This window comes from Fischerella thermalis PCC 7521, assembly GCF_000317225.1.
Lineage (GTDB): Bacteria > Cyanobacteriota > Cyanobacteriia > Cyanobacteriales > Nostocaceae > Fischerella > Fischerella thermalis.
Map to the genome: position 1 here is coordinate 26,722 of NZ_AJLL01000038.1, position 21,321 is coordinate 48,042.

The 21,321-nt window shown below is 41.9% G+C and carries 20 protein-coding genes and 2 pseudogenes; 14 read left to right on the forward strand and 8 right to left on the reverse strand.

Annotated elements, in window-relative coordinates; all coding sequences use genetic code 11:
- Positions 1-38: 38 nt before the first annotated feature.
- The 5 genes from UYK_RS0109495 to UYK_RS0109515 all read left to right on the forward strand — a co-directional run bounded on the left by UYK_RS0109495 (position 39) and on the right by UYK_RS0109515 (position 5,865).
- Complete coding sequence (locus UYK_RS0109495; RefSeq protein WP_016871317.1) at positions 39-902, forward strand: methyltransferase domain-containing protein; 864 nt, start codon at positions 39-41, stop codon at positions 900-902.
- Between the two features lie 147 nt (positions 903-1,049).
- On the forward strand, positions 1,050-1,982 hold the full coding sequence (locus tag UYK_RS0109500; protein WP_009455902.1) for a homogentisate phytyltransferase: 933 nt from the start codon (positions 1,050-1,052) through the stop codon (positions 1,980-1,982).
- A gap of 145 nt (positions 1,983-2,127) precedes the next feature.
- Positions 2,128-4,035 carry an ATP-binding protein gene (locus UYK_RS0109505; RefSeq protein WP_009455901.1) on the forward strand — a complete coding sequence of 636 codons (1,908 nt, stop codon included), beginning with the start codon at positions 2,128-2,130 and terminating at the stop codon, positions 4,033-4,035.
- A gap of 30 nt (positions 4,036-4,065) precedes the next feature.
- Positions 4,066-5,343, forward strand: coding sequence for a sensor histidine kinase (locus UYK_RS0109510; RefSeq protein ID WP_009455900.1), 1,278 nt, complete (start codon positions 4,066-4,068; stop codon positions 5,341-5,343).
- 51 nt (positions 5,344-5,394) lie between these two features.
- Entirely contained in the window at positions 5,395-5,865 is a 471-nt protein-coding gene (locus UYK_RS0109515; protein ID WP_009455899.1) for a tetratricopeptide repeat protein, read from the forward strand.
- Positions 5,866-6,179: 314 nt separating this feature from the next.
- Here the strand turns inward: UYK_RS0109515 and UYK_RS0109520 are convergent, their stop codons facing one another.
- The gene (locus UYK_RS0109520) at positions 6,180-6,419 is read right to left on the reverse strand and encodes a hypothetical protein (protein ID WP_009455898.1); all 240 of its coding nucleotides are present in this window, start codon (positions 6,417-6,419) and stop codon (positions 6,180-6,182) included.
- A gap of 37 nt (positions 6,420-6,456) precedes the next feature.
- Positions 6,457-6,669, reverse strand: coding sequence for a high light inducible protein (locus UYK_RS0109525; RefSeq protein ID WP_085948455.1), 213 nt, complete (start codon positions 6,667-6,669; stop codon positions 6,457-6,459).
- Positions 6,670-6,793: 124 nt separating this feature from the next.
- Here UYK_RS0109525 and cobA point away from each other — a divergent pair.
- The 5 genes and pseudogenes from cobA (at position 6,794) to UYK_RS0109560 (ending at position 11,620) form a co-directional block, all read left to right on the forward strand.
- Positions 6,794-8,412, forward strand: a pseudogene (gene cobA / locus UYK_RS27765) (uroporphyrinogen-III C-methyltransferase).
- Positions 8,413-8,444: 32 nt separating this feature from the next.
- Complete coding sequence (gene coaE, locus UYK_RS0109540; RefSeq protein WP_009455888.1) at positions 8,445-9,032, forward strand: dephospho-CoA kinase; 588 nt, start codon at positions 8,445-8,447, stop codon at positions 9,030-9,032.
- 29 nt (positions 9,033-9,061) lie between these two features.
- Positions 9,062-9,967: a LysR family transcriptional regulator gene (locus UYK_RS0109545; protein WP_009455886.1), complete on the forward strand. Its 906-nt coding sequence runs from the start codon at positions 9,062-9,064 to the stop codon at positions 9,965-9,967.
- Between the two features lie 37 nt (positions 9,968-10,004).
- Entirely contained in the window at positions 10,005-11,042 is a 1,038-nt protein-coding gene (gene speB, locus UYK_RS0109550; protein WP_009455878.1) for an agmatinase SpeB, read from the forward strand.
- Between the two features lie 179 nt (positions 11,043-11,221).
- The gene (locus tag UYK_RS0109560) at positions 11,222-11,620 is read left to right on the forward strand and encodes a nuclear transport factor 2 family protein (protein WP_009455877.1); all 399 of its coding nucleotides are present in this window, start codon (positions 11,222-11,224) and stop codon (positions 11,618-11,620) included.
- Between the two features lie 49 nt (positions 11,621-11,669).
- Here UYK_RS0109560 and UYK_RS24930 read toward each other — a convergent pair whose 3' ends face one another.
- From UYK_RS24930 to UYK_RS27770, 6 genes and pseudogenes are all read right to left on the reverse strand, one after another.
- A complete protein-coding gene (locus UYK_RS24930) occupies positions 11,670-11,813 on the reverse strand; it encodes a hypothetical protein (protein ID WP_009455875.1) in 144 nt (47 codons plus the stop codon).
- A 648-nt stretch (positions 11,814-12,461) separates the two neighbouring features.
- Positions 12,462-12,602, reverse strand: a complete 141-nt coding sequence (locus tag UYK_RS26715; protein WP_009455873.1) for a hypothetical protein — start codon at positions 12,600-12,602, stop codon at positions 12,462-12,464.
- Between the two features lie 173 nt (positions 12,603-12,775).
- Positions 12,776-13,633 carry an SGNH/GDSL hydrolase family protein gene (locus UYK_RS0109575; protein ID WP_026086422.1) on the reverse strand — a complete coding sequence of 286 codons (858 nt, stop codon included), beginning with the start codon at positions 13,631-13,633 and terminating at the stop codon, positions 12,776-12,778.
- Between the two features lie 503 nt (positions 13,634-14,136).
- A pseudogene (locus UYK_RS0109590) lies at positions 14,137-14,577 on the reverse strand (SDR family oxidoreductase); the annotation flags it as partial.
- 23 nt (positions 14,578-14,600) lie between these two features.
- A complete protein-coding gene (locus UYK_RS0109595) occupies positions 14,601-15,809 on the reverse strand; it encodes a bifunctional cobalt-precorrin-7 (C(5))-methyltransferase/cobalt-precorrin-6B (C(15))-methyltransferase (RefSeq protein WP_009455866.1) in 1,209 nt (402 codons plus the stop codon).
- A 292-nt stretch (positions 15,810-16,101) separates the two neighbouring features.
- Entirely contained in the window at positions 16,102-16,281 is a 180-nt protein-coding gene (locus UYK_RS27770) for a hypothetical protein (protein ID WP_162138637.1), read from the reverse strand.
- Here UYK_RS27770 and cobG point away from each other — a divergent pair.
- The 4 genes from cobG to cobJ all read left to right on the forward strand — a co-directional run bounded on the left by cobG (position 16,266) and on the right by cobJ (position 21,300).
- Entirely contained in the window at positions 16,266-17,762 is a 1,497-nt protein-coding gene (gene cobG / locus UYK_RS0109600; protein ID WP_009455864.1) for a precorrin-3B synthase, read from the forward strand. The genes UYK_RS27770 and cobG overlap by 16 nt on opposite strands.
- Before the next feature lie 157 nt (positions 17,763-17,919).
- Positions 17,920-18,549: a precorrin-8X methylmutase gene (locus tag UYK_RS0109605; RefSeq protein ID WP_009455863.1), complete on the forward strand. Its 630-nt coding sequence runs from the start codon at positions 17,920-17,922 to the stop codon at positions 18,547-18,549.
- Positions 18,549-19,247, forward strand: a complete 699-nt coding sequence (locus UYK_RS0109610) for a precorrin-2 C(20)-methyltransferase (protein WP_009455862.1) — start codon at positions 18,549-18,551, stop codon at positions 19,245-19,247. Before UYK_RS0109605 ends, UYK_RS0109610 begins: the two co-directional genes overlap by 1 nt.
- Positions 19,248-19,539: 292 nt before the next feature.
- Positions 19,540-21,300 carry a precorrin-3B C(17)-methyltransferase gene (gene cobJ, locus UYK_RS0109615; protein ID WP_009455861.1) on the forward strand — a complete coding sequence of 587 codons (1,761 nt, stop codon included), beginning with the start codon at positions 19,540-19,542 and terminating at the stop codon, positions 21,298-21,300.
- Positions 21,301-21,321 lie beyond the last annotated feature (21 nt).

Consider the following 21,321-nt stretch of genomic DNA (forward strand, 5'->3'; position numbering starts at 1 on the left):
TCACTGATCACTGATAACTCTTAAACTCTGCTTTATACATGAGCGCAACTCTTTACAAGCAAATTCAGGAATTTTACGATGCTTCTTCCGGTTTATGGGAAGAAATCTGGGGCGAACATATGCACCACGGTTACTATGGTGCAGATGGTACAGAGAAAAAAAACCGTCGCCAGGCACAAATTGATTTAATTGAAGAGATCCTCAATTGGGCAGATGTCCAGGAAACTGAGAACATTTTGGATGTGGGTTGTGGAATTGGTGGTAGTTCCCTATACTTAGCAGCAAAGTTCCATGCTAAGGCAACTGGGATTACTTTGAGCCCTGTGCAAGCTGCTAGAGCCAAGGAAAGGGCTAGTGAATTTAATTTGAGTACCCAAACTAATTTTCTAGTGGCTAACGCTCTAGAAATGCCCTTTGCTGACAATTCTTTTGACTTGGTATGGTCGCTAGAAAGTGGCGAACACATGCCTGATAAAACCAAGTTTATGCAAGAGTGCTATCGGGTGTTGAAACCAGGTGGAAAGTTGATTATGGTGACTTGGTGTCATCGACCAACAGATGAGTCACCACTGACAACAGATGAACAGCAGCATTTAGCAAAAATTTATCAGGTATATTGCTTGCCCTATGTGATTTCTTTACCAGAGTATGAAGCGATCGCTTCACACTTAGGTTTACAAAATATCCGCACTGCCGATTGGTCAGAAGCAGTAGCACCTTTTTGGAATGTGGTGATTGATTCGGCACTTACTCCTAGAGCGATCTTTGGCTTACTGCGATCAGGTTGGAGTACCATTGTTGGCGCATTATCTTTGGGTTTAATGCAGCGCGGTTATGATCGCGGGTTAATTCGATTTGGGTTGTTGTGTGGGGAGAAGGGAGGTGGGGTGATGGGGGGCTAGGGGTCCCCACTTTGTGGGGTTGGGGGGCAATGGGGAGTGTAGGGAGTGTGAGGAGTGTGAGGAGAATAAATAGTGACCAATGACCAATGACAAATGACCAATGACCACTAACAACCAACAACCAACCATCAACCACCAACAAATCTTATGAATCAAGTTTCACAATCGAATTCTCCGAGTAATTGGCTTTATGCTTTTTGGAAATTCTCTCGTCCACACACAATTATTGGCACCAGTTTAAGTGTTTTGGGGTTATATTTAATTGCTTTTGCTATTAGTAATGGCAGTTTTTCGCTATCGCCAATTTTATTAGCGTGGCTTGCTTGTTTATGCGGCAATGTTTACATTGTGGGGTTGAATCAACTAGAAGATGTAGCAATTGATAAAATCAATAAACCACATTTACCCATTGCTTCGGGAGAGTTTTCTCGACAAACAGGCAAAGTAATTGTGGCAATTACTGGTGTTTTGGCGCTGTTAATTGCTTGGTTAGGTGGGCCATTTTTATTGGGGATGGTAGCAATCAGTTTAGCAATTGGTACAGCTTATTCCTTGCCACCAATTCGTTTAAAAAGATTTCCTTTTTGGGCGGCATTGTGCATTTTTTCTGTGCGGGGGGCGATTGTTAATTTAGGTTTGTTTTTACATTTTAGTTGGGTGTTGAGACAAAATAACTTGATTCCAGTTATTCCAGCAGTAGTATGGGTATTAACAATTTTCATTTTGGTATTTACCTTTGCGATCGCTATTTTGAAAGATATCCCAGATATGGAAGGCGACCTACAGTACAATATTACTACTTTGACAATTCAACTTGGTAAGCAAGCAGTATTTAATCTTGCTCTTTGGGTATTGAGTATATGTTATGTGGGCATAATTTTAGTTGCCTTATTACGTCTGGCTGAAGTTAGTTCTCTGTTTCTGGTAATTACTCATTTACTAGCGCTGGGTGCAATGTGGTGGCGTAGCCGGGGAGTAGATTTGCAGGAAAAAAGTGCTATTGCCCGTTTCTACCAATTTATTTGGAAATTGTTTTTTATTGAGTATCTAATTTTCCCTCTTGCTTGTGTTTTGGCTTAGGTTAGTTTTGTTTGATCGCAGAAAATATATGATCCTTTTCTAGGCAACCTCATACAAAGAAAGAATGCGATCGCGTTCCCTATTTGATGATCTGGAAATACTAGGGTTGTAGGCATGTTTTTTAAATCCAGCAACCTTTAATATTATGTTGAAATTTTTCGATCATCCTTTCCAAGCCAATGGTTTTATCCCTCATGGACATTGCTATCTCTGGAAAACTGGACTAGTTTGGCTGCACATTATTTCTGATGGAACCATCGCCCTCGCCTATTATTCTATTCCCTTTTTACTTATCTACTTTATTCACAAGCGCAAAGACGTTCCTTTCCACGGAGTTTTTTTCCTGTTTGGTGCTTTTATTATTGCTTGTGGTACTGGACATTTAATGGATATCTGGACGCTTTGGCATCCTAATTACTGGGTTGCAGGTGTTCTGAAAGCTGTAACTGCCATTATTTCCATATATACGGCATTTGTATTAGTTGATCTCATGCCTCAAGCCCTAACGTTACCTAGCCCCGCCCAGTTAGAAGCCATTAACCGAGTACTCAGCAGTGAAATTGTGCAGCGTAAGCGGATTGAGCAAGAACTACGCCAAGCAGAAGAAGCTGCGAAAAATTCCAGCCAAGCCAAGAGCGAATTTCTTGCCAATATGAGTCATGAGTTACGTACACCCCTCAACGGTATTTTGGGCTATACGCAAATCCTCCAACGCACGGAACCATTAACCGAGAAAGGACGCAAAGGAGTTGGCATTATTTACCAATGTGGTTTTCATCTATTAACTCTCATTAATGATGTTCTGGATCTTTCCAAAATTGAAGCCCGAAAACTAGAATTGAATCCTATTGATTTTTACTTTCCTGCGTTTCTAGACAATGTGATTGAAATTTGCCGGATTCGTTCAGAACAAAAAGTCATTGGGTTTGATGTTCAACTTGATCCTAATTTGCCCACAGGAATTCGTGCTGATGAAAAACGCTTGCGTCAGGTATTGCTCAATTTGCTCGGTAATGCGATTAAATTTACTGAGCAAGGTAGCGTCAATTTCACAGTAGAGGTAATAGGTAATGGGGAATGGGTAATAGGAGAGGAAAAACGACCAAACCAATTACCAATTACAAAAATTCGTTTTGAAGTCACAGATACAGGTATGGGTATCGCCTCTGAGCAAATCGAGAAAATCTTTTTGCCCTTTGAACAAGTGGGAAATCAGAAACGACAAACTGAAGGTACTGGCTTGGGATTAGCAATCAGCCAAAAAATAGTAAATTTGATGGGTAGTCAAATTCAGGTAAAAAGTGAATTTGGCAAAGGTAGCACTTTCTGGTTTGAGGTGGAATTTCCAGAAGCACAAGACTGGGCGAAGGTTTCTCGAGTTGTAGAACAGAGAACAATTATTGGTTATGAAGGGCAAAGGCGTACGATTTTAATTGTGGATGACAAATGGGAAAACCGATCAGTTATTGTAAATTTACTAGAACCAGTTGGGTTTACTGTTGTAGAAGCTAGTGACGGAAACCAAGGATGGGAAAAAGCAATTGTTCATAAACCAGACTTAATCATCACCGATTTAATCATGCCAGTGACGGATGGATTTGAGTTGATCAAACGTTTGCGTCAGTCTTCCCTCTACAAAGATATTGCTGTGATTGCTTCTTCAGCCAGTGTGTTTGCAACTGATCAGTATAAAAGTATTGAAGCAGGTGCAGATGCGTTTCTACCAAAGCCTGTAGAAGTTGGAGTATTGTTGGAACTGCTGCGACAATTTTTGCAACTGAAATGGATTTATGGCAATAAAGTAGACGAAATAAAAAAAACCTATATACCTACTCTGGATGATCCAACTGAGATGATTCTTCCTGCCAAGGAGGTTTTACAAAAGTTACTGGAATTATCACAAGATGGCGATATTCAAAGAATTTTAGAGATAGCTCAGCAACTTTGTGCATCTGATGAGAAATTGACAAGTTTTGCTCAGCAACTTATGCAACTGGCTAGCAATTTCCAACTCAAACGTTTAGAAACTTTTATTAAACAATATATTAATTAACTCGAGGTACATTTCACTTTTAAATCCATCATGACAAACACCTCAAATACCGGATTTATTTTAATTGTGGATGATAATCCGACTAATTTATCTGTTTTATGCGAAGCCCTCAATAGTGAGGGGTTTCGTTTTCGTGTTGCTGTTGATGGAGAAAGTGCGATCGCCCAAGTCGAACGAAATCAACCAGAGTTAATTTTACTAGATGTACAAATGCCGGGAATTGACGGATTTGAAACCTGTCGTCGCCTCAAAGCCAATCCTGTTAGCCAAAATATTCCCATTATTTTTACGACTGCCTTAAATGATATCGCAAGCAAAACTAAGGGATTTGCCCTTGGGGCGGTAGACTACATTCCTAAACCCTTTGCTCAAGAAGAAGTGATTGCTAGGGTACGTGTGCATTTACGATTAAAACAACTAACTGAATCTTTAGAACAACAAGTCAGCGATCGCACTGCTACCTTAAAAAAAGCTCAAGTACAATTGGTACAACAAGAAAAACTATCAACTTTGGGAGAGTTAATTGCTGGTGTTGCCCACGAAATCAATAATCCCATCAGTTTTATCGCTAGCAATCTCCCGCCTTTAGAAGAATACATTGCCGGAGTTAGCGAAATTCTCCAACTATATCAACAAGAATATCCAAACCCGACAAGCAGAATCACCACTGCTATTGAAAAATTGGATTTGGATTTTGTTCTCCAAGATATGTTCAAAATCTTAGAATCACTCAAGATAGGATCTGAACGCATTGAGAAAATTTCTACATCACTACGCAATTTCAGCCGTTTGGATTCTGATCTCAAAATGCCTGCGGATTTACACGAAGGACTTGATAGTACGTTGATGATTTTGCAACACCGCCTCAAGGGTAATAGCGATCGCCCGTCCATCGAAGTCATCAGAAATTATGGCGAATTGCCAGAGGTAGACTGCTATATCGGGCAGATGAATCAAGTATTTATGAACATTCTGGCAAACGCAATTGACGCCCTTGATGAAGCGATCGCCCAAGACAAAATCAGCGATTCTATTCCTCAGATTCAAATTACAACAGAGGTAGATACTGAGCAATGGGCAGTGATTAGCATTGCTGACAATGGCATGGGTATTCCCGAATCTATCCAACAACGGTTATTTGAACCTTTGTTTACCACAAAACCTGTTGGCAAAGGTACAGGACTTGGCTTATCAATTGCTCATCAAATAGTTGTAGAAAAACACAATGGTGAACTGTTAGTTAATTCTCAACTAGGTCAAGGAACAGAGTTTATCATCAAAATTCCAATCATGAGCGCCACAGGATAAACTAGTTTGCGAGGAATATATACCCAAACTAGGATTGGTGGAGAAATCAAAATGGAATTATCTCAAACCAGTAACTTCATAGCTGCTTTTATAGTGTTAATTAGTTTATCGATTCTGATTTATTTGGCTAGAAGAACTATCATCACCGACAAATATTTCCAAACAGGAATTAACCTCTACCAACAAAAAGATTTTCCGGGAGCAGAAGCAGCTTTTCGTCAGGTAATCGCGATTAACTCTACTAATGATGTTGTGCATTTACTGTTAGGTGATGCCCTTATCCAACAAGGTAAAGTTGATGCAGCAATTGTTGAATTTCAAGATGTAATTAAACGCGCGCCCAAAAAAGTTGATGCCTATTTACGCCTAGCACAAGCTTTGATGCAACAACAAAAACCACAAGAAGCAGTTACGGTTTTGCAAAAAGCCCAAGATTTATTACAAAAGCAGCGCAGAGTTGAGCAAGCTGAAAAAATTCAGCAGTTACTACAACAAATTTCTTCAGCGTCACGTGATGCTTGACTCTTGAAATCAAAACTAATTGGAAGCAATTTAATAACTTTTATAAAGTTGGCAAAATTCTCTGCTTTTATCGGTGTGTATCGGTGTGTATCTGTGTTCGATTTTTTTAACATTGTCGCAAAGTCGCAGAGAACAATAATTAAGAACACCAACTTTATATTCTTAAGTGCGATACTCCGAAGAAGCTTTCTTTGACTATCGCAATTATTTAGGTAATACGCCAATTACTAATACTAGCAGAAAATCTAAAAACAAGTCTTGGTTTTGAAGACCAAAACTTCTAAATTTCCCTGAAATTTGACACATTATTTCATTTACATGATCTGATTGAAGTAGATCGCCCAAAGACTACCAGTGAATCCGATCGCAATCAACAAGTTAGTGAAAAATCTACCTAGTTCAATTTCTTGACCTAAAAGTTTATCCTCTTGACCTGCGGTGAAAAATAATGACCAAGCTTGATTGAGATTTACTTTCTCAAAGTTGTTGAAATCCGGTCTAAATACAACAGGACCAAGTAAGTCTTTGTTGGGGTAGTTAAAGTCAGTTTTCATAGTTCCTCCAATTATATTTGCGAATTCCAAAAAATGATTACAGGTTTGTCAACCATCCAATAATTCCGTGTCCTGTGAAAACCTCTAGGGCGATCAATGAGACGAAACCAATCATTGCTAACCGCCCATTCAGCTTTTCGGCGTATTCGGTAAAACCTGTGCGGGGAGTTTCCTCAACATATACCTTTGGTTCAAGGGCGTAGTTGTTGAGTTGACCGCGTTCGTTGATTGTAAAGCCTTTCACCATGATGTTTCCCTCTCGATTGCTTTGTTGTAAACAAGTATAACTTAATGTTAACATTTTTTGCAACATCTTGACATAAAAATAAAAGTATCATAAACCGTACACAGCAGGTTGGGAATGCCGTATAACAATGACAAATCAAAAGGGTAAAGTTTACCTGGTAGGTGCAGGATTGGGAAATGTGGCATACCTAACGCTAAAGGCTTACAACCTGTTAGCGAGCGCTCAAGTTTTAATTTACGATGCCCTTGTTGATGGGGAGTTATTGCAGTTAGTACCAGCCGATTGCCTAAAACTAGATGTAGGTAAGCGCGGCGGTCAACCCAGCACACCGCAAGCCGAAATTAATCATTTACTAGTCAAATACTGCCAGCAAGGTAAACAAGTTGTCCGGCTCAAAAGCGGTGATCCGTTTATTTTTGGTCGCTGTAATTCGGAAATGGCAGCTTTGACAGCGAATGGTTGTGAATTTGAAGTTGTACCGGGAATATCTTCTGCTTTAGCAGCACCTCTGTTGGCAGGTATTCCCCTAACAGATCCGCTTTTGAGCCGTTGCTTTGCGGTGTTTACTGCCCATGATCCCGATGCTTTAGATTGGGAAGCACTGTCTCGGTTAGAGACATTGGTAATTTTGATGGGGGGACAGAACTTGGGTGAGGTTATTAAGCGGTTGCAACAACAGGGGCGATCGCCATCGACACCGATTGCTATTATTCTCTGGGCAGGAACTCAAGAACAACAAATTTGGACAGGAACACTTGAAACCATTGTGGAGCAAACATCGGGCGTTTTACTCTCGCCAGTGGTAATTGTAATTGGGGAAGTAGTGGGGTTACGCAGAAACTAACAACCTGAGAATATAGTTTTAGACGATTCCCAAAAGCTATGGCAAGCAACCTCTCCTCCTCTCACTCTATTGCTGTTCCTACCGCTTCCCACTTACCCCTCAACGGTAAAACTATTCTGGTGACACGTTCGGTTGGACAGTCGAGTCAATTTGCAGAACTCTTAGTAGCAGCAGGCGCCCATGTTGTGGAAATGCCTGCCTTAGAAATTGGCCCGCCTTCTAGTTGGGAAGCTTTGGATGGTGCGATCGCGCTATTATCTGAGTTTGACTGGCTAATTCTGACCTCAACCAACGGTGTAAGCTACTTCTGTGAACGACTGATGGCACAGGGTAAAGACATTCGCGCCTTGGCGCAAGTCAAAATTGCCGCAGTCGGTGAAAAAACTGCCCAAACCCTCAGACACCATTGTTTACAACCAGATTTCATTCCCCCAGACTTTGTTGCTGACTCCCTAGTCAAACACTTTCCTGAGGAACTCACAGGTAAGAAGATTTTATTTCCCAGAGTCGAAAGCGGCGGACGGGAAATTTTGGTGAGGGAACTAACCGCCAAAGGTGCAGAAGTTATAGAAGTACCAGCATATCAATCTTGCTGTCCGGATAGTGTTCCTCCTTCAGCAGCACTCGCTTTACAGAGTGGTACAGTTGATGTGATCACCTTTGCCAGTTCCAAAACAGTCCAATTTTTCTGTCAACTGGCAGAAAAAATCTTTTCTGGTAACTCATCAGAAAATCAATTATCCGTAGTGGCAAGTTCTTTAGAAGGAGTTTGTATTGCTTCTATTGGCCCACAAACTTCTCACACTTGTCGTTCTCTGTTAGGACGCGTAGATGTGGAAGCCCAAGAATACACGTTGGAGGGTTTAACCGCAGCACTAATAAAATGGGCGACAGGTTCGTAGTCAATTGTTCAGAGTCAATTGTCCATTGACCAATGACCAAAAAAATCATCGGCTTAACAGGTGGTATCGCCACAGGCAAGACAACTGTTGCCAATTACTTGGCAGATGCCTATAACTTGCCAATTTTGGACGCAGATATTTATGCCCGAGAAGCAGTCTGTGTCGGTTCACCTCTTCTTGACGCGATCGCTACTCGTTACGGTAAACAAATTTTACTACCAAACGGGAACCTCGATCGCCAAAAATTAGGCGAGATCATCTTCAAAAATCCCGAAGACCGTACTTGGATAGAGAATTTGATTCATCCTTACGTACGCGATCGCTTTCAGGCTGAAATTAAAGCATCTACCGTAGAAACACTAATATTAGTTGTACCATTATTATTTGAAGCAGGAATGACTGATTTAGTCACAGAAATTTGGGTGGTGTGGTGTTCACAGCGTCAGCAATTAGCAAGATTAATGCAGCGAAATCATCTCACTTTCGAGCAAGCACAAGCTAGGATTCACAGCCAAATGCCCATAGCAGAAAAAGCAGCTCGTGCTGATGTAATCTTAGATAACTCCTCCACCTTAGAAGTACTCTTAAAACAAGTTGATGCAGCCTTAACCAAACTCTAATTCCCCCCAGTCCCCCCACCTCCCCCCCAATGGAACTGCGACACCTACGATACTTCGTGACATTAGCTGAGGAATTACATTTCGGACGGGCGGCGGAACGCTTACACATTGCCCAACCTCCTCTGAGTCAACAAATTCGTCAACTAGAAGTAGAGTTGGGCTTTCAATTGTTTCACCGCACGAAAAGGAATGTGGAGTTAACAGCAGCTGGTCAAGTATTTTTAGGTGAAGTTCAAAAAATTCTGAAGCACCTAGAACAAGCAGTGCAACTAGGAAGACAAACTAGTCGCGGTTTAGGGGGACAGGTTGTAGTTGGCTTTGTCAGTTCTGCGGCGTATAATATATTGCCAACAATCTTGCGGAGATTTCGTAATTGCATACCAGACGTAAATTTGGAATTGCACGAACTAACTACAGACCAGCAATTACAATGGTTACGCGATAACCGAATTGATGTTGGATTTCTGCGTCCACCAGTGGAAGAAGACACATTTTGCTGGGAGATTATTTTTTATGAATCATTAGTGGTGGCGTTACCTGAAACCCATGCATTGGCTGATCAATCGAGTGTATCGTTGTTTTCACTCCAAGCAGAACCCTTCATTTTGTTTCCTCGTCCTTTAGCCCCTGGAGTGTACGACTCGATCATCAGTTTTTGCCAACAAGCCAATTTTAGTCCTACCGTTGCCCAAGAAGCAATTCAGATGCAAACTATTGTGAGTTTAGTCGCAGCAGAAATGGGTGTGGCGATCGTACCGGAGTCTCTACAAAATTTACAGAGAACAGGGGTAGTTTATAAACCTATGCAGGAACCGACGCCTAAGGTGGCGCTAGCGATGATTTGGCGACGTGACAATACATGCGCAACTGTGCAAAGGTTTTTAGAGGTAGTGAGGCAAGTTGCTATTACCTGGGAAAAAGCTGCGCTACCATAATGCAGCTGTCTACTCACACACATCTTGCAAATAATCAATGAATAATCTCCACAACTATAATCCTAGCGGCATAGGACAAATTAATGGCAATCTCTTCGGTTTGCCCTTTGATTATGAGTCTGCAAATTTAATTGTCTTTGGTGTACCGTGGGAAGTAACTGTTTCCTATGGTGCGGGTACTGCCAATGGCCCACAAAGAATTTTGGATGCTTCACCGCAATTAGATTTATTCGATTTTGATCATCCCGATGGATGGAAACAGGGAATTTTTATGGTAGAAATTCCCCAGGATATTTTAGATAAAAACAAATATTATCGTGCTTTAGCCGCACAAATTATTGAACGCTTAGAGCAAGGTCAACAGTTAACAGACACACCAGATTTAACTCCTGTTTTGGCAGAAATTAATCAGGCTTGTCAACAAGTCAATCAATGGTTATTTGAAAACTGCCAGGAAGCAATTAATCATGGGAAAAAAGTTGCTGTGATTGGTGGAGATCACAGTTCACCTTTAGGTTATCTGCAAGCATTAGCAACTAAATATTCTGAGTTTGGTATCTTGCATATTGATGCACACGCAGATTTACGGGATGCCTATGAAGGATTTAAATTTTCTCATGCTTCCATCATGTTTAATGCTATGAAACTACCACAAATTTCCAAGTTAGTGCAGGTAGGTTTGCGTGATATTTGTCATGATGAAGTAGAAATAATTAACCAATCCAATGGTCGAGTTATTGCTTATTACGACCCAGTAATTAAACAAATGCTGTACTCTGGCAAGACTTGGATTGAGTTATGCCGACAAATTATCAATCATTTACCGGAATACGTTTATATTAGCTTTGATGTCGATGGTCTTGATCCAAAACTTTGTCCAAGTACAGGTACTCCTGTTCCTGGTGGAATGGAATTAGAAGAAACTTTTTGTTTGTTCCGTGAACTAGTAAAAAGTGGTAGAAAAATAATTGGTTTTGATGTATGCGAAGTTGGTGATGCTGAATGGGATGGTAATGTTGGGGCGCGAATTGTTTATAAGTTGGCAAATTTGATGGATTTATCTCAGCAAAAGTAGTACCGTGATATCTTATTGGGAGTCGCTAGACGCTATTCGGAAGTTTGCAGGTAATGATCTTGAAAAGACTAGGCATCTTCCCAGAGATAAAGAGTATCTTTTGGAACTAGAGCCTAATGTAAAACACTTTCAGGTTTTGCTTGATGCTCGCAAATAATTAAATTTGATTGATAATCATTATGACTCAAAAGTCAGAAAATACTTTAACAGTTGGTCGTGAAGCATTTGCATACTTTCAACATGGTTTAGAAACTGGTGATTGGAAAAAGTTTTTGGATATGCTCACAGAAGACTTTACTTTTTGGTTTCCGATGGGGAAATTCCAGGGATTGAATGTGGGTAAACAACGAGCCCAAGAGTTTTTTCAATACGTTACACAGGCTTTTAGTCCTGGACTAAAACTGAATTCACTAGACCGCGTTACCAGCAATGAAACAACGGTTGTGTTTGAATTCCGAGATGAAGGAATGTTATTTGGAGAACCATATAAAAATCGGGTAGCGGTTTCTTTTGATGTGCGTGGTAACAAAATTTGCAGCTACCGGGAGTATTTTGGCAGTGATGGCAAGTCGAATTGACCAGAAGGCAGTCCCAATCAAAAAAATCACCGCCATGAATGAAAATATGCTAGCTTCCAAGATAAGGCTGATACAAACTCGGCACTGGTGGATCAGGCAAATGAGGAATGATCCCAGTCTGGTAGAGGGTAACGGGTTGTCCCATAGAATCTCCGAGCATAGACAAGCCGATTATTACTCGCCGACGGGCCATATTAGGATCTTTTCCCTGAGGCAGTTAGTTACCTGACTCAGTTGTTTTGACTCCATAAAGCGCAATCCCCGCTGAACTTATGTATTAATGGTTTTTGGTTAGAAGCAATTTGATTTATCAATACAAATATTCTTTCAATACAGGATATCTAAGCGTGTCATTGTCATATTGAAACATAGTAAATAAACGCAGTAAATAGACAGAATATTACACTACAAACCTGTGTAATATCGTACTAGGAAAAGTAAGGCTTTAGTGGGGTAAATAATTTCTATATTGCTCTACTTTGCAATTGAAGAAATGATAGATAAAGAGTATCTGCAAATTTGTCAAGTTATATGCATCAAAACCTACAGTTTTGTATTTATTATAACAACATAAATTTATACTAACCTATTGATATACTGATCTTTAGATAGATAAAAAGTTTTCGTAATCAAATTAATATTTTTCCTGGAAGAAGAGAAACATTTAAGTCATACCTCACTTTACCCCTTGAGGGAAAAATCGCTCCTCTAGGGGTATTTTTATCAGTTATTAGGAAATAATGCCTCAAATTTAACCTTCCTTGCGGGAAGTCCCCAGGTGGAGTCTTCGGAACCTGGGGATGAAAGCAAGGAAGCTTAAATCTAACAAACACCATATCTATTAATATTTATTTCCAGCTTCTACCATAAGAATTAACCAAGTCATTTCACTTATACCAAAAGAAATACTTTTTATATTAATATTTTCACGAAGGGTATCAAAGTCAAACCATCCCTTATCTCCAGAGGAAGCTAAAAACATCGATACCAGAATGGTTTAACTGAAATTCTGTCTTGAAAATAAGGCAGAAGAGGAGCGGGTTCGCCATCTGTGGGCGAACAAGGAGCGCCTTGGCAGATGGCAGAAAGAGTAAAAGAAACTCTCATTTCTTTATGGTGAATATATCATTGCAAAAGCTCTGGAAGAGGTAGAAATTAAAATGTTATTTTTAACTCTTTTAGAGCTGCTTTTGCCAAAATTCTATGAGCAACAGTGGTTGGATGAATGCCATCCCAGAATAAAAACTTGTCTGGATTGTCACAGCTAGCAAGATTATTTAGACAAGCTGTATTTACATCTGTGAAGCCAAACTTAGTTGGGTTAGCGATCGCTTCCTTATATAGTGAATGAACATCAAACATAATCATCTGGGTATCATGTCCTAGGTTCTGCTTGAGAAGATCAAGGGAGTTAGCTAAGCCCAAATTATGCGCGATTGTTGCAGAACTAAGAATACTAGAATAAGGGCTATTGCATGTGGCTGGAATATTCCCTAAATCTGGTAAGTTAGCAACCAAGATTTTTTTCGCTCCAGCTTTTGCAAGAGATTGGATTGCCTGGGATATATTATTGATTGATAGTGAAGGATTGCTCATGCCGTGAAGATAATCATTAGCACCAGCCCATAGAATATAGAGTGCATTTTTATCAACCTGCTGATAAACTTTGATAAAGCTATCAACTTGTGTCAATAAATCTGGAATTCCGTTCAGATTGCCACTACCTGTAGTTGCGCCGCCATAGGCAAAGTTAGTATTTTGTTTGGGGGTTAATGCTAGCCCAGAAGCAAGATATTCCACCCAAACTAAACCATTAGAAAAACGCCCTTGAAAGTAGGGAGGACTAGAAGGATGGAATCCTTCAGTCGCATTAAATACATTACCAATATCGGAAAGACTATCACCAAAAACATAAAGTTCATTGATGCTAGTATGGGAATTTGTGATTGAAGTTGTCAGTGCAACCATAATGAAGGATAAGAAAGCAGGCACTACTAAAATCTGTTTTTTCACGCTTCTATTGGCTTTAAATGAGAACCAGACTTCTTTTTAAGCAAAAATCCTCTTTTGTTTTGATCAAGAAGGCTAATACTGGTTCATAAAAGTTAGAAATTATGAATCATTGCTTGACAAGTATTTGATACTTGTTTGGGCTTTCAAGCTATTTGATTGTCAGGTTCTGAGGATTAAAGTTTTTCTAGGGAATGCTTTTCTAATGTAACAATATATTTCTGGTAGGGAAGCAGGGTTATCCGTACTTTGAATGGCGATCGCACCACTTTATTTTCAGAATATAAATACACTTTTCCAAAAATTCTGCCAAAAGATAGAAGCAATAAATTTAATAGATGAATTGGTAATTGGTAATTGGTAATTACTGATTTTCCCTATTACCCATTACCAGCTGAATTAAAACCCTATTACCCATTACCAGCTGAATTAAAAGACGTAGCATTGCTACGTCTCTACAAAATGTAGACAAACACAATTCATGACCAAATTCAGCAACGCCAAAATTAAATATCATTTCCTGGATGCCATCCACCTAGAAACGCTACCACACCTAAGACAGCTAATGCTACTGCTCCCCACTTCAGTGGTGGATTCATATCAAACCAATCTAGGAAAGAGGGTATTGCTAGTTTATTAAAGTCTCCCTCCACGCGATCGTAGCCTGCAACTGGTGCAAAAATATTGTTTGGCGCATCCTCTGACTTTGGTTCATTCGTACCCTGTGCAAACCCTATCAGCAGTAGTAGCGAATCTACTAAGGAAGGTGAGATTTTTTGTAGTAAATCTAACACTTTGCCCACATCTCCAACAATAAAATCACGCATGGAATGTTCAGCAGCATAGAGAATAGCGTCAGCAACAAGGTCAGGCTGGTAGCAAGGCGGGATACCAGTAGGTTTAACTCCCAGCTTAGTACCAACCTTGTTGTAATAAGGCGTGTTGATACTAACTCAAATTGCGGGGTAGTTCACCACTTCACCACCACCCACTGGGTCACAGGTGCCATCGGCTTCCATCCCAAAAAACCACCAATGGGAGCAACCCTCTGTACAGCAACACGCATCAATTCTCCACCTACTTGATTGTGCCATTGCAGTAATTTTTGTTCACTTTCAATAGTCACAGCATTAGCAACCAAACGCCCACCCGGACGCAAAGCTTGCCAACATACTTCAAACAAACCTGCTGCTGTCGCACCACCACCGATAAAAATAGCATCGGGTTGGGGTAAATCTTTCAGTGCAGTCGGCGCTTTGCCATGAATGATTTGTAAATGAGGCGTACCGAGGGCATTAGCATTGTCAGCGATGTATTGTAGTCGAGTAGGGTTTTGTTCAATGGCGATCGCTCGACATCGAGAATGACTCCGCATCCATTCAATACCAATCGAACCACAGCCTGCACCGACATCCCACAATAATTGTCCTGGTATAGGAGCCAAAGCAGCAAGGGTAATCGCCCGTACTTCCCGCTTAGTGAGTTGTCCGTCATGATGATAGGCGCCGTCTGGTAATCCTGCTAAACGAGATAACCCCACCACTCCAGGATCAGCAATACACTCTACAGCCACAGTATTTAAATCAGCTACTTCTGTAGTTGTCCAGGAGGCGGCTATCCCATCAATCATCCGTTCTTGAGAACCACCCATGCGTTCTAGGACAGTAATTCTACTACCACTAAATCCCCGTTTTGTCAAGATATCAGCTACAATCGCCGGGGTTTCCTTCCCTTCACTCAAAATCAACAATCGCGCCCCAGGATAAATAGCAGTATGAAGCAAAGCCAGGGGACGAGCATTAAGGCTTAACGTCTCCACTTCCGTCAACGGCCATCCCAGTCTGGCACAGGCGAGACTAAAAGACGAAGGTGCGGGAATAATGGTCATCTCTGCAATCGGTATGCTGCGTCTGAGAGTAACACCGATACCAAAGCACATGGGATCACCACTCGCCAAAACACACACAGGCTGACCCCGACGGCGGAGAATTTCCTCTACAGATGCGTTGATCGGTGAAGACCAAGTGATTTTTTCGCGCTGATCATCAGGTGGTAACATGGCGAGGTGGCGGCTTCCCCCAACTATCACCTGTGCATGTTGCAGTATAGAACGAGCGATCGCACTCAGTCCTGATAGCCCATCCTCACCAATACCGATCACAGATAACCATTTTTGCATCGTAGTCAAGAGTTAGCAGGAGCCGATTTACGATTTTAACTGAAAAAGCCTAGAAGCATAGCAAAATCTCTGGGGAACCACCCCGTCTTCCTCAGCGTCCCTTTGCGTTTCAAACATTAAATGACTCAATGTGACAAAGCAATGAGTTTTTTGGACAAAGATTAATCCAAGCTTTGATTTTATCTTTTGAGACACAAACTCATGCTAAACTACTCAAACCTAGAGTTGGGAAAGTCCGGTGAGATCCCGGTACTGTGCCGCAGCTGTAATCCGATGAGAAATTGGTCAGTGGTTAGTAGTTAATGGTTTGGTTAATAGTTGGTGGAAAAACCAACAACCAACAACCAACAACCAACAACCAACCAATTCGGTGAGTCAGAATGCCAACTTCTAGGGGTGTTGCCAAGACACATAGTTTCTCTGCTCCCTGCGCTGCACAGGGAAGGAGCTTTAGAGGTGTATTTGTCGTCAAGTTCTGTCCCTTGTCCTGGTCTTTTTTACAGTACATCCGCGCGAGACGGAAGACTATTTCGTATCCGGATTCCTGGAGGAATCGTCACTACTAGGCAGTTTCGGATTGTAGCTGATTTAGCTGAGAAATTCGGTGCAGGCTACGTTAACATTACTAATCGTGCCAATTTACAAATTCGTGAAGTTCATACACAAATAACTTCTGAAGTTCTGCACCTACTCCAAGACATTGGTTTAGCCTCACCAAATCCGGGTGTTGATCATCTGCGTAACATCATGGGTAGTCCGACAGCAGGTATTGATTCCGAAGAATTGATTGATACGCGATCGCTCATTCGCAAACTGGATAACTATATCAGCAGCCATGTTGAACTTGCGCCCCTGTCACCTAAATTCAGCATTGCAGTTGATGGTGGAGGCGCGCTAAAGGTGTGCGATCGCCCTAACGATATCATTTTGACTGCTGTGGAACTCAGTACACAGATATACTTTCACCTCAAGCTGAATTTAGGCGAATCATCTACAAATACAGGCATATTATTGCAACCCCAAGAATGTGTAGACGTAGTGAGTGCGATCGCCAAAGTTTATTTACAGTATTCTGCACTCGAGAAAGAGAATCTCACGCCTTATCGCAAATCACCCAAAGTTCGTTTATTTGAAGTTCTGCATACCTTGAGTATAGAACGATTTCTCCAAGAAGTAGAAAGTCATCTTTCTTACCCTTTGCGGCGACTTTCCCATCTCCCCACCATCTTACCTCCTCATCCACACCTAAATCGCTATCTCCACCTTGGTGTTCACCCCCAAAGACAACAGGAACTTTTCTACATTGGTGTTGTGCTACCACTAGGTAAATTGGAAACATGGCAAATGCAGGGATTAGCAGATATTGCCCAGGGCTATGGTATTGGTAAACTGAGGCTTACACCCTGGCAGAATCTACTATTAACAGATATTCCAAAGCAGTATATTCACGAAGTTCAAAGTAAAATTGAGAACTTAAAATTGCATTGGTCTGCAACCAATCTATATAGCGCCTTAGTTGCTTGTGCTGGTAGTACAGGATGTGCATCCTCAGCTACGGATACAAAAAATCACGCCCTCATGTTAGCTGAGTATCTGGATCAACGCGTTACTCTCAATCAACCTGTGAATATTCACTTTACAGGGTGTCCAAAATCCTGCGCCCAATACAACAATAGTGATATTACTCTCTTGGGCATCAGTGAAGACAACTATCAGATCTACGTTGGAGACAGTGATGATGAAAGCAAATTTGGGCGAGTACTTTACCAGGCTGTACCTTTTGCAGAATTGCCTCCATTGATAGAAAAAATTCTCCAACTTTATATTGCAAGACGCCAAACTCGCCACGAATCACTAGGAGAATTTGCCAACCGACATGGTATTGCACAGTTGCAACAGATTGTTGAGGGAGATGGGGAGGTGGGAGGTGTGGGGAGTGTGAGGAGTGTGTAGACGCGCAAGCGGCTTCCCGTAGGGTGGAGTGTGAGGAGTGTGTAGACGCGCAAGCGGCTTCCCGTAGGGTGGAGTGTGAGGAGTGTGGGAATAAACACTAAATACTAACCAACAACCACCAACCACCAACCAACAACCAACAACCAACTCTTAGATAATGACCATTGACTACATTCGAGATGGAAATGAAATATATCGTCAATCCTTTGCCATTATTCGGGCTGAGGCAAATTTATCTGTCCTTGCTCCGGATGTGGCGAAAGTGGCAGTGCGTTTGATTCATGCCTGTGGTATGACTGATATTGTTGATGATTTAGTCGCTTCACCTACTGCTATTGTATCTGGACGTGCTGCGATCGCAGTAGGCGCACCAATTTTGTGTGATTGTCGCATGGTGGCAGAAGGAATTACCCGTAAGCGCCTACCAGCAGACAATGCGGTGATTTGTACTCTTAATCGCCCTGAAGTGCCAGAACTCGCTCAAAAACTGCAAAATACTCGTTCGGCTGCGGCTTTAGAATTGTGGAGACCCCACCTAGAAGGATCTGTCGTAGCCATTGGTAACGCACCTACTGCTCTATTTCGACTCTTGGAAATGCTGGATGAAGGCGCACCTAAACCTGCATTGATTCTTGGTTTTCCGGTTGGGTTTGTAGGAGCCGCAGAGTCAAAAGCAGCACTAGCAGCAGATAGTCGTGGTGTGCCATTTATGACATTAAAGGGACGGCGAGGAGGAAGTGCGATCGCAGCTGCCGCAGTTAACGCCCTAGCAACGGAGAAGGAATAATGAAAGGTCGTCTTTATGGTGTTGGTGTTGGACCTGGAGATCCAGAGCTATTGACTCTCAAGGCATTACGCTTGTTAAGGACTTGTCCGGTAGTTGCCTATCAATCAGCAGAAGACAAAGAAAGTGTCGCCAGGGGTATCGTAGCTGAATATCTCCCTGGTAACCAAATCGAAGTCAAGTATCATCTTCCTCGTGCCCTCGATCCTTACGCAGCACAACCAATTTACGACCAAGTTGTTACACCTATTGCTGAACATCTCGCAGCCGGACGGGACGTAGTAGTCTTGTGTGAAGGCGATCCGTTATTTTACGGTTCCTTTATGTATGTGTTTACACGATTATCCGACCAGTTTGAAACAGAAGTCGTACCAGGAGTTTCCTCACCGATGGGCTGCGCTTCTGCATTGTCAGTTCCCCTGACTTATCGTGATGATGTTTTTAGCGTTTTACCAGCCACCCTACCAGCCGAAACTCTGAAAGCACAATTATTAAACGCTGATGCAGCAGCAATTATTAAACTGCGGCGACATTTTGCGAAAGTCCGGGATGTGTTGCATCACTTAGGATTAGCATCAAGGGCACGTTACATTGAACGAGGAACAATGATCAATCAAAAGATAATTTCTTTGGATGAAGTATATCCTGATCAAGTACCTTATTTTTCAATGATTTTGGTTCCCAGTCAAAGTCGGTTATGAGACAGCATGCTTCTCGCAACAAATCTTGTGTTACACTCTCAACAATGTCTGTATAGCATGACTAAATCATTAGTGAGAGACAAGATCCTCGACTTCTCAGCAAAAGTCGGGGAGCAGGGCTTTGCGATTCTCACCAATCATATAGGCTTGCTATAGTATTTCTGGGCTTCTGAATCAGAATTCAACCAATATAAATGTTTTGGTCTTCGTGTCTTTGTGTCTTGGTGGTTCAAGATTTTTTAACCCACCAAAACACAAAGACACCAATTTCTTTCAATTTCAGCTAATTCATATGACTAAAATTGCACCTGCCATTATTGTGCTGGGTAACAAAAGCATCCCCGTCGCCCGTAAAATCATCAGTATCTTACCAGAAGCACAGTTATATGGACTAGCCGGACGCACTTCCGAGGTAGATGTGATTTTTACAGAGTTTGGAGTCACACTGCGGGAGTTGTTTGCAAACGGTACACCCATTATTGGCTTTTGTGCTACAGGTATTTTGATCAGAACCTTAGCACCACTGCTTGCCAACAAGCGACAGGAACCTCCAGTTTTAGCAGTTGCAGAGGATGGTAGTGCAGTAGTACCCCTCTTGGGAGGACTCAATGGTGTTAATAATTTGGCGCGACAAATCGCCAGTGTATTAGGTGTTAAACCTGCCATCACAACGACTGGTGATATTCGCTTTGGCGTCACATTGGAAGACCCGCCAGTAGGTTATCGTTTGTCTAACCCAGAATATGCGAAGGTCTTTATGTCTGACCTCTTGGCAGGACATGCGGTGCAGTTAAAAGGTAAAGCAGCTTGGCTGAGGAACAGTTCTTTACCTATTGCTCAGAATGCAGAAAGAGTTATAGAAGTTACTGAAAAGGCAGTATTTTCCACAGCAACCCACCTGGTCTATCATCCTGCAACAGTGGCAATTGGAATTACTCCCCTCAATCCCCCGTTACAAAGAGGGGAAGGTTCAGAGTTAGTCGCCTTAGTACAGCAAATGCTAGCAGATGCAGAGTTAGCTCCAGCCTCTGTTGCGGGAGTTTTTGCCAGTATCTCAGATGCTGCTGAATCTGGTTTGGAAGCGATCGCTAATTCTCTTAATGTGCCAATTCGTTTTTTTACTGCCGATGCGATCGCTCAAGTTATGTCTCAAAATACTACCGCAGATGTAGCTGTAGCAGCAGCTTTAGCAGCTTCTGGTGGTGAATTGATTGGACAGCAGCAAACAGCAAATTTTTCCTGTGCCATTGCGATCGCACCTTTACCCATCGACATCAACACCACAGGTACACCACGGGGACGGCTGGTAATTGTTGGTACAGGTCCAGGCAGAAGTGATTGGATGTCACCAGAAGTCAAAGAAATTTTACGTAATGCCACTGATTTTGTTGGTTATTCTACTTACCTGGATTTAATTAATGCCTTCACCAAAGGCAAACGCCTGCATGAATCAGACAATCGGGAAGAAATTGCCCGGGCAAAGGCAGCCCTGGATTTAGCAGCAGAGGGACGGTTTGTCGCAGTGGTATCCTCTGGAGATCCTGGAATCTATGCAATGGCAGCAGCAGTATTTGAAGTACTAGATAAACAAGCAAAGCCAGAATGGCAAGGTATCGAAATTCAAGTAGCACCAGGTATTTCCGCCATGCAGGCAGCTGCAGCGAAGATAGGTGCGCCTCTTGGTCATGATTTCTGTGCAATTTCCCTCTCAGATATTTTAAAGCCTTGGTCAATTATCGAACAACGCATTACTGCTGCCGCCCAAGCAGATTTTGTCATTGCTTTTTATAACCCAGTGTCCAAGCAACGCACCTGGCAATTAGCAGAGGCACAAAAGATACTGCGGCGTCACCGTTCCCCGGAAACCCCAGTGGTACTAGCACGCAACCTCGGTAGAGAGGCTGAATCTGCTGTGGTGTGTACTCTGGAAAATTTAGTACCAGAACATGCTGATATGCGGACAGTTATTCTTGTTGGTTCGAGCAAAACCCGGATGATCCAAAAGCGAGATGGTGGTATTTGGGTTTATACTCCCCGTCGCTATGATGATTAACGGAAGTTCGCAATCAGTAAT